Below are 13,269 nucleotides of genomic sequence, written 5' to 3'. Positions count from 1 at the left end.
GCGCTCAGACAGGCCCGCTCTCTTTTTCCTCCCTGCAACACAAATTCAAGGCGCCATCTAGGGCTCCAACTGCCAAACCGACGGGGTGCGCGCGTGAGCGTTGCCGTCGGGTAGACGTGATCGTGTTCCCCCATGCCGCAGGGCAGGGAAAGCCACACCGGCGCGGGACTGGCGTTTCTGGCATTCTCCGGCCAGACTTGAATTGTCCTTTCCACTCTTCTCTCGGGGTTTCCCATGTCTGATGTCTACGCATTCGAGGCGGATTCGCTGACAGGACAGCGCGTGCCGCTTTCGCAATATCGCGGCAAGGTGCTGTTGATCGTGAACACGGCAAGCAAGTGCGGGTTCACGCCGCAATACGCGGGGCTGGAGGCGGTGTACAAGCGCCTGGGCGAGAAGGGCCTGGAAGTGCTCGGCTTTCCCTGCAACCAGTTCGGCAAGCAGGAGCCTGGCGAGGCGGATGAGATCGGCGCGTTCTGCGAGAAGAACTACGGCGTGTCGTTCCCGATGTTCAGCAAGATCGACGTGAATGGCGACAACGCGCATCCGCTGTATAAGTGGCTGACCTCGGAAAAGCCCGGTGTGCTGGGCTGGGAAGCGATCAAGTGGAACTTCACCAAGTTCCTGCTGCGCCGTGACGGCACGGTCTACAAGCGCTACGCGCCGCTGACCAAGCCGGAGGAGATCATTGGCGATATCGAGATGCTGCTGGCGGAGCCCGATCCGCTGCCGGCCTAGTCGCCTGACCCACGCACCTTGCGCATGAAATCCGCCAGCGAGCGCTCGGCGGATTCCGCAAACTGCCGCTCCAGGATGTCGACCTTGACGCAGCGGTCCAGGCGGAAGGTGCGGTAGTCCTGACGGTGCTCGCACCACGCGGCCACCAGCCACACCTGCCCCCAGAAGAACAGCCCGAGCGGCTGGATGCACCGCTCGGTCAACTGGCCTTGCGCGTCACGGTAGGAGAGTCGCGCGACCGCGTGGCGGCCCAGTGCGGAGTGCAGCGTGTCGAAGACCTGCTTGACCTCGCTGCCCATGCCGTAGCCGGGCGCGAAGATGCGTGTGGTTTCGGCTTCGGAGCGACGCTCGGCGGGCAAGGCGCCCATCAGCTTTTCCAGCGCGGCTTCGACGGAGCCGGCCATCGTGCCGCCGCTCCACGCCTTGATCATGCGCGCGCCTGCGACCAGCGCTTCCACTTCATCGGCGGTGAACATGAGCGGGGCCAGATCGAAGCCGGCGCGCATGCGGTAGCCGATGCCGGCCTCGCCCTCAATCGGCACGCCCGAGACGGAGAGATCGCGGATGTCGCGATACACCGTGCGTTCGGACACGCCCAGGCGGTCGGCCAGCATCGCCGCCGTGGTCAGGCGGCGGCCTCGCAGGATCTGGGCAATCTGGAAAAGGCGGTCGGCGCGGCGGGTCATGCGCGGCATTGTAGTGGGCTTCGGCCCGGGTGCCATGCGCGCCATGGTTTGACCACCTAAGCCCGCCTGAGCCCACTACGCCCCGAAGGGCGTCAACTCGCGTTGCGGGTGGATATCCACCACGTCAACCTGCTCGCCACGGCGCAGCATGCGCTTGCCCAGACGGGGGAAATCGGCAATCTCGATGTTCAGGTGTTCGCCGCCGCACAGGTAGAGCAGGTCGTCCTTGCCGCAGTTGCGCAGGTGGTGCGCCACGCCCACGGGGAAGGCCATGAAATCGCCCGCGCGCACGGTGAACATGCTGTCGGCAATCTCGGCCTGCGCTTCGCCCGAGAGGATGTAGATCCACTCCTCTTCGCGCTGGTGCGAGTGGTAGACAAACGACTCCTTGCCCGGCGGCACGCGCGCGAAATTCACGCCCGTGCGCTTGAGCCCGAGCAGCCGGCCCATCATCGTGCCGTGGATTTCCGACAGGCTGTTCCAGGGGTGCGAAAACGACTGCGTGCGCGCAGCAATATCGGCGGCGCGCATGAGATACGGGGACTGACTCGGCATGGTTTTTCTCTGTCTCGGTAAGTCAGGCCGACGCCCGCGCGCCGGCCTTTTGGGGCCCCTTGGGGGCGCTTACTGCTGTAGTAGGTACGCCTGCGTCTTGGCGTCCGGCTCGTGCAGGCCGACGCGGTTGCCTTCGGTGTCGACAATGTGGGCGATGCGGCCCATGTTGTCGGGCAGCGTCATCGGGCCGAACACGCATTGGCCGCCGCTGCCGTTCACGCGCTCAAGCACGGCATCCAGGTTGGGTGCGTTCAGGTAGACCACGCTGCCCTTGTCCGACGGGGCAAAGCCTTCGCCCTTGACCAGCGCGCCGTGGATGGTCGTCTCACCTGCCGGGAACACGCCCATGGTCAGGTCGCCCATGTCCTCCTGCTTGAGCTGCGTGTCGAAGACGTTCTCGTAAAACTTCACCGCGCGCGGGAAATCGTTGGCGGGGATTTCAAACCAGTTGATGACGCTTGCCATGGTGCTCGCTCCGGTTGATGGCTCGGGCGGTTGGGGGTGCCGTTGCCGTTAAGGTGGAGCGATTCTGGCGGGGGGCTCCTGACAGCGTTCTGTCAGGAGCCTTCAGGAGGGAGTGGGGGTGTTGCAAATTGCCCAGGCAGTGAATGCCGGGGCGGAGTGAGGCAGGGCTCAGTGCGGAATCCAACCCGCCAGCAGCGGCACGAGTATCGCCGTCAGCACACCGTTCAAGCCCATGCCCAACGCCGAGAACGCACCCGCTTCCGGGCTGACCTGGAACGCGCGCGCCGTACCGATGCCGTGCGCTGCAATGCCGGTCGCAAAGCCGCGCACGCTGTACTCGCGGATGCGCAGCAGGTTCAACAGCCGTGTGGCGGTGGTTGCGCCCACGATGCCGGTAATCAGCACCAGCACGGCCGTGATCGTTGGCGCACCGCCGATCTTCTCCGAGATGCCCATCGCGATCGGGATCGTTACCGACTTCGGCGCCATGGAGCGCAGTGTTTCCGGCGTAGCACCCAGCAGCCACGCGATGCCAACCGCTGATACCACCGCCACGACCGACCCGGCCAGGAGCCCGCACATCAGTGGTAGCGCATGCCGGCGCAGTTTCGACCACTGCTGGAACAGCGGTACCGCCAGCGCCACGGTGGCGGGCCCCAGCAGGAAGTGCACGAACTGCGCACCGTCGAAGTAGGTCTTGTACGGCGTGTGCGTCACCGTCAGGAGCGTGCCCAGAATGACCACCGCAATCAGCAGTGGGTTGACCATCGGATTGAAGCCGCTGCGCTCGTGCAGGCGCACGCCGATCAGGTAGGCAATGAGCGTGGCGGTCAGGCCCAGCAGCGGGCTGGCGGCCAGGTAGACCCAGAGCTGGTACAGGTTGGGAGCCATCGTGTTCATGGGGCAAGCTCCTCGTTGGCCTCGCCGTGGTCACCCATGCGGCGCATCAGCGCGCGCGTGACGAGTGCCCCTGCGGCAATCGACAGCCACGTCGACACGACGGTCGCCACCACAATCGGCAGCCATTCTTGCCCGATGCGATGCAGTTGCGTGATCACGCCCACGCCGGCCGGCACGAACAGGATGGTCAGGTGCCGCAGCAAGTCGCTGACGGTGCCCTGCATGACTTCGAGCACGCGGCCCTTGTCCACCAGCAGGTAGATCACCAGCAGCACCATGCCGATCACCGGGCCCGGCACGGGCAGGTGCAGCGAATACGTCAGCAGCTCTCCGATCGACTGGAACGTCAACAGGATCGCGAAGGTTTGCAGCATGGGGCCTCCGGGCAAAACGAAGCGGGCAGTATAGAACCGACGCGCCGACGTTTCAGGCCAGCATCCGGTCCACCAGCTCGATCCAGTGCTCGACCGGCGTATCGGTGCCGCTTTGCAGATGCGTGACGCAGCCGATGTTGGCGGTGACGATGCGCTCCGGCTGCGTAGCTTGCAGTTTGCTGAGCTTGTCGTCGCGCAGGCGGTAGGCCAGTTCCGGTTGCAGCACGGAGTACGTGCCCGCCGAGCCGCAGCACAGATGGCTGTCAGCGCAGAGTTTGACGTCCACGCCGAGCGAGGTGAGCAACGTTTCCACTGCCCCACGAATCTGCTGGCCATGCTGCAGCGTGCAGGGCGGGTGCCACGCCACGCGCGGGCCTTTTGTCCCCCCGGCGGCGGGTTTGGCCTTCTGCAGCAGCGCATCGGAGAAGGCCGGCAGCACTTCGCACAGGTCCCGCGTCATGGCGGACACGCGCGCCGCGCGCTCGGCATAGGCGGGGTCGTCGCGCAGCAGGTGGCCGTATTCCTTGACCATCGCGCCGCAGCCGGAGGCCGTCATGACGATGGCTTCGGCGCCGGCTTCGATATGCGGCCACCACGCATCGATATTGGCACGTGCGTTGCCGAGGCCGCCCACGTGGTCGTTCATGTGGTAGCGGATGGCGCCGCAGCAGCCGGCGCGGTCTGCGCTGATGAGCTGCACGCCCAGCTTGTCGAACACGCGCGCCGTGGCCGCATTGATGTTGGGCGACATGGCGGGCTGTACGCAGCCTTCGAGCAGCAGCATCTTGCGTGCGTGTGTGGCGACCGGCCGCACACCGGCGCGTGGCTGCTTGGCGGGGACCTTGTTGCGCAGCACGGGCGGCAGCAGCGGACGCACGGCCTGCCCCAGCCTGAGCGCGGGGCCGAACAGCGCAGGCCGCGTCAGGCTCTCGCGCAGCACCCAGCGCACCGCGCGCTCGCCCAGCGGACGCGATTCACCACGCGCGTCGAGCTGGTCGTCGACGATCTTGCGGCCGATCTCCACCAGCCGCCCGTAGGTCACGCCGGAGGGGCACGTCGATTCGCAGTTGCGACAGGTCAGGCAACGGTCCAGGTGCAGGCGCGTGGCCTGGCCGGCGGGCTGGCCTTCCAGCACCTGCTTCATCAGGTAGATGCGTCCGCGCGGGCCGTCCAGCTCGTCGCCGAGCAGTTGGTAGGTTGGGCAGGTGGCCGTGCAGAAGCCGCAGTGCACGCACTTCTGCACGATGCTTTGGGCCTCTTCGCCGTCGGGGGTGTTGCGCAGGAACGCCGCGAGCGTGATTTGCATGATGAGCGTGCGTTAGAAATCGGCGTACAGACGGCCCGGGTTGAAGATGCCGTGCGGATCGAAACTCTCCTTCAGGCGCTTGTGCACGGCCATCAGCGGCGCGGCGACGGGCGTGAAGATGTCGCTTGTGCGCTCGCCGTTGCGGAACAGCGTGGCATGGCCGCCGGCTTTGCTCACGGCATCGCGGATGGCGTCGGCGGGCGTATTGGCGGTATCGATCCACCAGCGCTGACCGCCGCCCCATTCGACGAGCTGTTCATCAACCGAAGCGTGACCGAGTGCCAGCGGTGGCGTCGCCGGTGGCAGAGCGATGCGCCACAGTGGCAGGCCGCTCTGCAGGGCACGCGCAAAGAATGCATGCGACTGCTCACGCAGGTCGCGCCAGAAGGTGGCGGCTTGCGCATCGTCAACGCGTTCGCCACCAAGCTTGGTGATGGCGGCACGCACCGCCGCATCGGCGCCGCTCAGGCGCAGCCACAGCGCACCGTCGATCCACGCAGACGCGGCAATCGGTAGCGGCTGACCGCCCCAGCGGTTGAGCGTATCGATGGCCTCGGCTTGCGCCATGGCAAAGCGCAGCGTGGCGTCGCAGAACGGCATCGGCAGCACCTTCAGCGACACCTGCACGACAAGGCCCAGCGTGCCGAGCGCACCCGCCATCAGGCGCGAGACGTCGTAGCCGGCCACGTTCTTCATCACCTGGCCGCCGAAGTTGAGCACGTCGCCTCGGCCATCCATGACCACCGCGCCGAGTACAAAGTCGCGCAGCGCACCCACCGATTGCCGGCGCGGGCCCGACAGCCCGGAGGCAAACGCACCGCCTACGGTTGCCTGCTTGCCGTCCGCGGCAAAGTGCGGCGGCTCGAACGCCAGCATCTGCCGGTGCTCGGCCAGTGCGGCCTCAATCTCGACGAGCGGCGTGCCGCTGCGTGCGGTAATCACCAGCTCCGCGCAGTCGTAGTCGACGATGCCCGACCATGTGCGCGTATCAAGCACGGTGGCGTTGGCCGCAGGCGCGCGGCCGTAGAAATCCTTCGTGCCGCCACCGCGCAGGGTGAGCGGCGTGCGGGTGTCGGCGGCTTGCAGGATCGCCTCACGAAAGCGTGCAAGTGTGGGCGGGAGTGCGGTGTCTGGCGTGGTGGGCATGTCGAGACGTCCGGGCGCTGCAGCTCACTGGCTGCTGGCGGTTTCCGTGGAAAGAGGGGGCAGCTTGGTCGCGCAACGCTTGCAGAAGACGGCGTCGGCGTCGTGGCCTTCGGTGGCACAGTGCGTGCAGGTGCGCGCCTTGGGGGAGCGCTCGCGCATGGTGTTCACCAGTTCCGCACCGATGATGCCGGTGGGGAACGCGATGATGCTGTAGCCGAGCAGGATGGTCATCGATGTGATGAACTGCCCCAGCGGGGTCTTCGGCACCAGATCGCCGAAACCTGTGGTGGTGAGCGTGACCACCGCCCAGTACATGCTGACCGGAATGCTGGTGAAGCCGTGTTGCGGCCCCTCCACCACGTACATCACCGTGCCCAGGATGATCGTGATGATGAACACGGTGCCCAGGAACACGAAGATCTTGCGTCGGGCGTTGACCAGCGCGCGCAGCAGCACCTGCGCTTCTTCAAAGTAGATGGTGAGCTTGAGTACCCGGAACACGCGCAGTAGCCGCAGCAGGCGCACGTCCACCAGATACGCCATTTCGGGCGCAAAGACGGCCAACCACGTCGGCAGAATCGACACGAAATCGATGACGCCGTAAAAGCTCAACACATAACGCCAGGGCTTCTGCACCACCAGGATGCGCATGACGTACTCTGCCGTGAACAGCAACGTGAACAGCCATTCGAGCACCGTGAACAGCGTGCCGGCACGGTCATGGATGCTCGGCAGGCTGTCGAGCATCACCACCGCCACACTGGTGACGATGGCAAGCAGCAGGATCTCGTCGAAGCGCCGGCCGGCACGGGTCTCGGCCTCGAAGATGATGATGTACCAACGTCGGCGCCACCCGTCTTCTTCGGGTTTGCCAAGGTACTCGCCAAGGCGCGCGTTGTGGGCGTGCCATCGGTACCGGTCGGGGCGGGATGGGTTCTGGCTCATGGGTGGTTCGGGTGGGCTCAGAAGCGCGGCAGGTCTGGGTGCGGCAGCAGGCCGTTGCGCACGTGCAGCTTGCCGTATTCGGCACAGCGCGCGAGCGTGGGGATGGCCTTGTCGGGGTTCAGCAGACGTACCGGGTCAAAGGCGGCCTTCACGCGCAGGAAGGCGTCGCGCTCTTCGGTCGAGAACTGCACGCACATCGAGTTGAGCTTCTCGACGCCCACGCCGTGCTCGCCTGTCACCGTGCCACCCAGCTCCACGCAGGTCTCCAGGATGTCCGAGCCAAACAGCTCGGCGCGGTGCCACTCGTCCTGGTCTTCGCCGTTGAATAGGATGAGTGGGTGCATGTTGCCGTCGCCCGCGTGGAACACGTTGATGCAGCGCAGGGCGTATTTCTGCTCCATTGCCTGAATGCGCCGCAGCAGCGTGCCGATGTGCTTGCGCGGGATGGTGCCGTCCATGCAGTAGTAGTCGGGCGAGATGCGGCCGGCTGCCGGGAAGGCATTCTTGCGGCCGCTCCAGAACTTCAGGCGCTCGGCCTCGCTTTGCGACACTTGGATGCGCGTGGCACCCGATGCGCGCAGCACCTCGCTCATGCGGGCGATCTCTTCGGCCACCTCTTCGGGCGTGCCGTCGGATTCGCACAGCAGGATGGCAGCGGCGTTCAGGTCGTAGCCGGCGCAGACGAATTCCTCCACAGCGGCGGTGGCGGGCTTGTCCATCATCTCCAGCCCCGCCGGGATGATGCCGGCGGCAATCACGTCGGCCACGGCGTTGCCGCCGGTTTCCACGTCATCAAAGCTGGCCATGATCACCTGCGCGAGTTGCGGTTTGGGGATCAGGCGCACGGTCACTTCCGTCACCACGGCCAGCATGCCTTCGGAGCCGATGATGGTGGCCAGCAGGTCCAGGCCGGGCGCGTCGGGCGCCTCGCTGCCGAACTCGACCACCTCGCCATCCATCATCACGGCGCGCACGCGCAGCACGTTGTGCACGGTCAGGCCGTACTTCAGGCAGTGCACGCCGCCGGAGTTCTCGTTCACGTTGCCGCCGATGGTGCAGGCGATCTGCGACGACGGGTCGGGCGCGTAATACAGCCCGTGCGGGTTGGCCGCTTCCGAGATGGCGAGGTTGCGCACGCCCGGCTGCACCACGGCGGTACGCGTGTAGGCATCGACCTTGAGGATGCGCTTGAACTTGGCCAGTGACAGCACCAGCCCGCCCGGCGTGGGCATCGCGCCGCCCGACAGGCTCGTACCGGCACCGCGTGGCACCACGGGCACGCCCATGCGGTGGCACACGCGCAATATCTGCACGACCTGCGCCTCGGTGTCCGGCAGCACCACGGCCAGCGGCACCTGCCGGTAGGCGGCCAGGCCATCGCATTCATAGGGGGTGGTGTCTTCGCGTTCCCAGAGCAGGGCGTCGTCAGGAACGATCTGCGACAGCGCGGCGGTCAACTCGGCCTGCAGGGCAGACAGGTCACGGGCGGTGGCGGGTAGCGGCGCGTTCATGGGTGTCTCTCATGGTTCTGCCCGGCAGCGGTGGCCGGGTGGGAGGCACTATAGCCCGGCCGCCGCGCCACGCGGCGTGTTAAGGACTTTTGCGGCGATGAATTTGGCTCGCGCAAATGGCCAATCGCATTCATCGCGGTGCAGCAAGGCTGTCATGGTCGATGGCGGACCTTCAAGCGCCGCCATCGACGCTTCCACTGCCGACGGTGGAGCTCAAACCTGCGACATCGGCACTAAAAGTTTCGAATCCGGAGCCCCGGTGCTCCGGGCGCGGAGGTTAAACGGTCAGCGTTGATGAAAAAAGCAGCAACGCCGGAGCAAAAAAGGTCGGGCGTCGGACCTCTGAGGTGCAACGTCGGACCTCAAAGGTCCGGCGTTGCTGCTTTTTGCATCACCGTCGGAGGTCGGCAGCTCCAACGTCGGTACTAAAAGTTTCGAATCCGGAGGTTTGAGGTGCGATGGCCCGCCAGAGCGCCCTATCGGCGATCGGCGATAGGGCCAGGCGTGTTACCAATCCAACCCAAGCAGCCAGTCCACAAAGTGCTGCGCCTCGGGCTTCATCGGCGCCTGCTCGCGCTGGACGATGTAGTACGCATGCGGCGAGGTCGATTCGATGTCCAGCAGCCGCACGATCTGGCCTGACGCCAACCAGTTGCGCGCCATGGCCTGCCGCACCAGTGCCACGCCCTGGTTGGATGCCACGGCTTCGAGCATCAAGCCGATGTCGTTGAAGAGTGAGCCGGTGGAAGGCTCCGGGGCATCCAGCCCGGCGGCCTCAAACCACGGGCGCCACGGCTCCAGCGGGCTGCGCAGCAGCGTGAGGTTCAGCAGTTGCGAGGCTTCGGTGATGGTGGTGCCGCTGATCTGCTCGAAGTAGCCGCGCCCGCATGCCGGGAACACCGGCTCGTTGAGCAGCAGCGTCGTCTTCAAATCCGGATAGCGCCCCGTGCCGTAGCGGATTTCGACGTCGGTGTCCTCAGCCTTTACGTCCAGGAATGGGATGGAGAGATGCAGCTCCACGTCGATGTGCGGGTACAGCGCGTTGAACTCGGGAATGCGCGGCACGAGGTGCTGGCGCCCGAAGGTGGGCGGAATCGCCACGCGCAGCCGCGCGCGCTGCTTGCTGAATTCGGGCCGCGCCAGCTCGTGCAGGCTCTTGAGCGCGTCCTGCACGCTGCGCAGGTAGCGCGTGCCGGCAGCCGTCAGCCGCAGCGCAGTGCCGGTGCGCACGAACAGGTCTTCGCCCCACAGCTCCTCAAGGTTCTTGATGCGGTGGGACACCGCGCTGGGCGTGACCGACAGCTCTTCGGCCGCACGCGCGAAGCTCGCATGGCGCGCCCCCGCTTCGAAGGCAATCAGCAGATGCAGCGGAGGAACGCGCTTGAAGACGGAGGACATGCGGGCGGTCGCTGGTGGTTGAGCCGGTTACAGGTGGAAGATCTTGCCGGGGTTCAGGATGTGCTTCGGGTCCAGCGCCTGCTTGACGCTGCGCATCAGGTCGATGGCATCGTTGCCGTGCTCGGCGACGAGGAAGTCCATCTTGTGCAGGCCGACGCCGTGCTCACCCGTGCAGGTGCCGTCCATGGCAATCGCACGCGCGACGATGCGCTGGTTGATGCGTTCAGCTTCTTCCAGTTCTTCCGGTTTGTTCGGATCAATCAGCAGCGCGACGTGGAAGTTGCCGTCGCCCACGTGGCCGACGATGGGCGCGGGCAGGTGCAGCGCGCTGGCGAGCAGGTCTCGCTCGGTTTCCACCACGCACTCGGCCAGACGTGAGATCGGCACGCACACGTCGGTGGTGACGGCACGGCAGCCGGGCTTGAGTTGGAGGAAGGCGAAGTACGCGTTGTGGCGGGCGTTCCACAGGCGGCTGCGGTCCTCAGGCCGGGTGGCCCATTCAAAGCCCTGGCCTTTGTGTTCCGCGGCGATCTGCTGGACGGTCTCGGCCTGTTCCTGCACACCGTGCTCCGAGCCGTGGAACTCGAAGAACAGCGTCGGCATTTCGGGCAGCGTGAGCTTGTCGTACTGGTTGATCGCGCGGATGGCCAGCGCATCGACAAACTCCACGCGCGCAATCGGTACGCCCATCTGGATGGTGTCGATCACGGCAGACACCGCATCGCCCATGCTCGGGAACGCACACACCGCAGCGGACACCGCTTCCGGCTGCGGATACAGCTTCAGCGTGATCTCGGTGATGATGCCCAGCGTCCCCTCGCTGCCGATGAACAGGCGCGTGAGGTCATAGCCCGCTGACGATTTGCGCGCGCGGTTGGCCGTCTTGATGATGCGGCCGTCGGCGGTGACGACCGTCAGGTTCAGCACGTTCTCGCGCATCGTGCCGTAGCGCACGGCATTGGTGCCGGACGCGCGCGTCGCGCACATGCCGCCGATGGACGCATCCGCACCCGGGTCGATCGGGAAGAACAAACCGGTATCGCGGATCTCGGTATTGAGTTGCTTGCGCGTGACACCCGGCTCGACCGTCACCGTCAGGTCTTCCGGGTGGACGGACAGTACATGGTTCATCTGCGAGAGGTCGAGGCTCACGCCGCCGGCCACGGCCAGCAGGTGACCTTCGAGCGACGAGCCTGCGCCGTACGGGATCAGCGGAATCTCATGTTCGAAGCAGAGCTTGGCGACGGCGGCGACGTCCTCGGTGGTCTGCGCGAAGACGACGGCGTCGGGCAGCATCGGGTCGTAGGCGGATTCGTCGCGGCCGTGGTGGGCACGCACGGCTTCGGCGGTGGAGAGGCGATCGCCAAAACGGGCACGCAGCGCGTCGAGCATGGCCTGCGGGATCGGTTTGCGGATCAACTGTGAGTGAGGAGCGGGGTGGTTCATGGCGTCTCGCGGTGGCTGCGGTCTGGGGCCGCAGTTTGGGAGCAACGTGGGCTGTCATTCTAACGCCGGGGTCGCGCGCGGCTTGCGATAATGGCCAGCATCGATATTGCACCGCATCCAGGGAGACACATCGTGGGCAACCGCTTATCCAAGATCGCCACGCGCACCGGCGACGACGGCACCACCGGCCTCGGCGACGGCAGCCGCACAGCCAAAGATAGCCTGCGCATCGCCGCGATTGGCGACGTTGACGAACTGAACTCGCACATCGGCGTGCTGCTGACGGAAACGTTGCCCGACGGCGTGCAGGACGGGATACATGCAGCGCTCACCGCGATCCAACACGACTTGTTCGATCTGGGCGGCGAGCTGTGCATCCCCGGCTACACGATGGTCACGACGGCGCACGTGCTGCGGCTGGACCAATGGCTGGCCGATTACAACGCCGATCTGCCGCGCCTGGCCGAATTCATTCTGCCCGGCGGCAGCCGTGCGGCCGCGCAGGCGCACATCTGCCGCACCGTCGCGCGCCGGGCGGAGCGCAGTATCGTCGCTCTCGGCCGCACCGAGGCGATTGGCGAGGCGCCACGCCAGTACGTCAATCGCCTGTCAGACCTGTTGTTTGTACTGGCCCGCGTGCTCAATCGTGCTGGCGGTGGCGCGGATGTGCTCTGGGAGCGCGACGTACATAAGCCGGCGTAACCCGCGTCGCCGCGCCAAAACAAAACGGCCCGGTATTTGTACCGGGCCGTTTGCTTTGCTGGGCGAGGGTCAGTTCATGCTGGTCGGTGTTGTTGTGCTTTGCGCCATTGCGGCCAGCCCTTGCAACTGCGCCGGCGTGGTGATGGTCAGCGCTTGCGACGGGGTTGGCGCCGGGAAGCCGGCTTCGGTCAGCGCTTCCTTGATCGTGCGATTGGTGTCGAAATACACCTGCCAGTAGTTGTCATTGTGTGCGTACGGGCGCACCGCCAGCACGGGGCCGACCAGGTTGAACTCCAGGATCTCCACGTCGACGGGCGGATCGGTCAGCACGTTCGGGATGGCCGCGATCTTCTCTTTGAGCAAGGCGATGGCGGCACGGTGGTCGGCGCTGCCGGCCAGCTGCGCCTTCAGCTCCACGCGGCGGAATGGGTTCGAGGTGTAGTTCTGGATCGTGTCGGCGAAGATCTTGCCGTTGCCGACGATGGTGACGACGTTGTCCGGCGTGTTGAGTGCGGTAGCAAACAGACCGATTTCCTTGACCGTGCCCGTGATGCCGCCGACCGTCACGAAGTCGCCCACCTTGAACGGCCGCAACACGATCAGGAATGCACCCGCCGCAAAGTTTGACAACAGCCCAGACCACGCCATGCCGATCGCTACACCCGCTGCCGCGATCAGTGCTGCAAATGTCGTTGTCTGGATGCCGAAGTAGCCCAGGATGCCGATCACCAGCAGCACGTTCAGCGTGACGGTGATGATCGAGCCGACGTAGCGCAGCACGGTCGGATCGACCTTTTGCCGACCCAGCGAGTTTTCCACCATGCGCACTGCCAGGTTGATCAGCCAGCGGCCGACCACCCAGAAGACGATGGCGGCAAGGATCTTCATGCCGACGTCGGCGGCGTACTGTTCGACGATCGCCTGGTACTTGCTTGCGGTGTTGGTGGCGGTTTCCACCAGGTTGTCTGCCATAGTTGCCTCCGGGGTGGGCAGGGGAATCTCCCTACGATATGCCAAAGACAACGCACTTGTGTGACTTTGATACGTTTTGGTCACATTTGTTATATATTGCGCCGCACCTACGTCCCCTGTTGGAC

14 protein-coding genes are annotated in these 13,269 nt (G+C 65.5%); 2 read left to right on the top strand and 12 right to left on the bottom strand.

The window, feature by feature from the left end:
* Nucleotides 1-234: 234 nt before the first annotated feature.
* Entirely contained in the window at nt 235-738 is a 504-nt protein-coding gene (locus JHD73_RS22755) for a glutathione peroxidase (RefSeq protein ID WP_199032452.1), read from the top strand.
* Here the strand turns inward: JHD73_RS22755 and JHD73_RS22750 are convergent.
* The 11 genes from JHD73_RS22750 to JHD73_RS22700 form a co-directional block, all read right to left on the bottom strand.
* Nucleotides 735-1,433: a YafY family protein gene (locus JHD73_RS22750; protein WP_199032451.1), complete on the bottom strand. Its 699-nt coding sequence runs from the start codon at nt 1,431-1,433 to the stop codon at nt 735-737. The genes JHD73_RS22755 and JHD73_RS22750 overlap by 4 nt on opposite strands.
* 66 nt (nt 1,434-1,499) lie before the next feature.
* Nucleotides 1,500-1,979 (bottom strand): cupin domain-containing protein, encoded by a 480-nt coding sequence (locus JHD73_RS22745; protein WP_199032450.1) that lies wholly within the window; start codon nt 1,977-1,979, stop codon nt 1,500-1,502.
* Nucleotides 1,980-2,048: 69 nt separating this feature from the next.
* A complete protein-coding gene (locus tag JHD73_RS22740) occupies nt 2,049-2,444 on the bottom strand; it encodes a VOC family protein (protein WP_199032449.1) in 396 nt (131 codons plus the stop codon).
* A gap of 168 nt (nt 2,445-2,612) precedes the next feature.
* A complete protein-coding gene (locus JHD73_RS22735; RefSeq protein ID WP_199032448.1) occupies nt 2,613-3,344 on the bottom strand; it encodes an LrgB family protein in 732 nt (243 codons plus the stop codon).
* On the bottom strand, nt 3,341-3,718 hold the full coding sequence (locus JHD73_RS22730; protein WP_021195925.1) for a CidA/LrgA family protein: 378 nt from the start codon (nt 3,716-3,718) through the stop codon (nt 3,341-3,343). The genes JHD73_RS22735 and JHD73_RS22730 overlap by 4 nt, the downstream gene beginning before the upstream one ends.
* 52 nt (nt 3,719-3,770) lie before the next feature.
* Nucleotides 3,771-5,024, bottom strand: coding sequence for a glycolate oxidase subunit GlcF (gene glcF / locus JHD73_RS22725; RefSeq protein WP_199032447.1), 1,254 nt, complete (start codon nt 5,022-5,024; stop codon nt 3,771-3,773).
* Between the two features lie 12 nt (nt 5,025-5,036).
* Nucleotides 5,037-6,170, bottom strand: coding sequence for a glycolate oxidase subunit GlcE (glcE, locus tag JHD73_RS22720; RefSeq protein ID WP_199032446.1), 1,134 nt, complete (start codon nt 6,168-6,170; stop codon nt 5,037-5,039).
* 24 nt (nt 6,171-6,194) lie between these two features.
* Complete coding sequence (locus tag JHD73_RS22715) at nt 6,195-7,115, bottom strand: ion transporter (RefSeq protein ID WP_199032445.1); 921 nt, start codon at nt 7,113-7,115, stop codon at nt 6,195-6,197.
* A 17-nt stretch (nt 7,116-7,132) separates the two neighbouring features.
* Nucleotides 7,133-8,626: an FAD-linked oxidase C-terminal domain-containing protein gene (locus JHD73_RS22710; protein WP_199032444.1), complete on the bottom strand. Its 1,494-nt coding sequence runs from the start codon at nt 8,624-8,626 to the stop codon at nt 7,133-7,135.
* Between the two features lie 507 nt (nt 8,627-9,133).
* Nucleotides 9,134-10,024, bottom strand: a complete 891-nt coding sequence (locus JHD73_RS22705) for a LysR substrate-binding domain-containing protein (RefSeq protein WP_199032443.1) — start codon at nt 10,022-10,024, stop codon at nt 9,134-9,136.
* 27 nt (nt 10,025-10,051) lie between these two features.
* A complete protein-coding gene (locus JHD73_RS22700) occupies nt 10,052-11,470 on the bottom strand; it encodes an FAD-binding oxidoreductase (protein WP_199032442.1) in 1,419 nt (472 codons plus the stop codon).
* Nucleotides 11,471-11,602: 132 nt separating this feature from the next.
* Between JHD73_RS22700 and JHD73_RS22695 the strand changes: the two genes are divergently transcribed.
* Nucleotides 11,603-12,172 (top strand): cob(I)yrinic acid a,c-diamide adenosyltransferase, encoded by a 570-nt coding sequence (locus JHD73_RS22695; RefSeq protein WP_199032441.1) that lies wholly within the window; start codon nt 11,603-11,605, stop codon nt 12,170-12,172.
* A gap of 69 nt (nt 12,173-12,241) precedes the next feature.
* On the opposite strand, the gene JHD73_RS22690 is transcribed toward JHD73_RS22695, so the two are convergent.
* Complete coding sequence (locus JHD73_RS22690) at nt 12,242-13,144, bottom strand: mechanosensitive ion channel family protein (RefSeq protein WP_199032440.1); 903 nt, start codon at nt 13,142-13,144, stop codon at nt 12,242-12,244.
* Nucleotides 13,145-13,269 lie beyond the last annotated feature (125 nt).

This window comes from Ralstonia sp. ASV6, assembly GCF_016429285.1.
Lineage (GTDB): Bacteria > Pseudomonadota > Gammaproteobacteria > Burkholderiales > Burkholderiaceae > Ralstonia > Ralstonia flaminis.
This window is presented reverse-complemented; position numbering and strand designations above follow the sequence as displayed.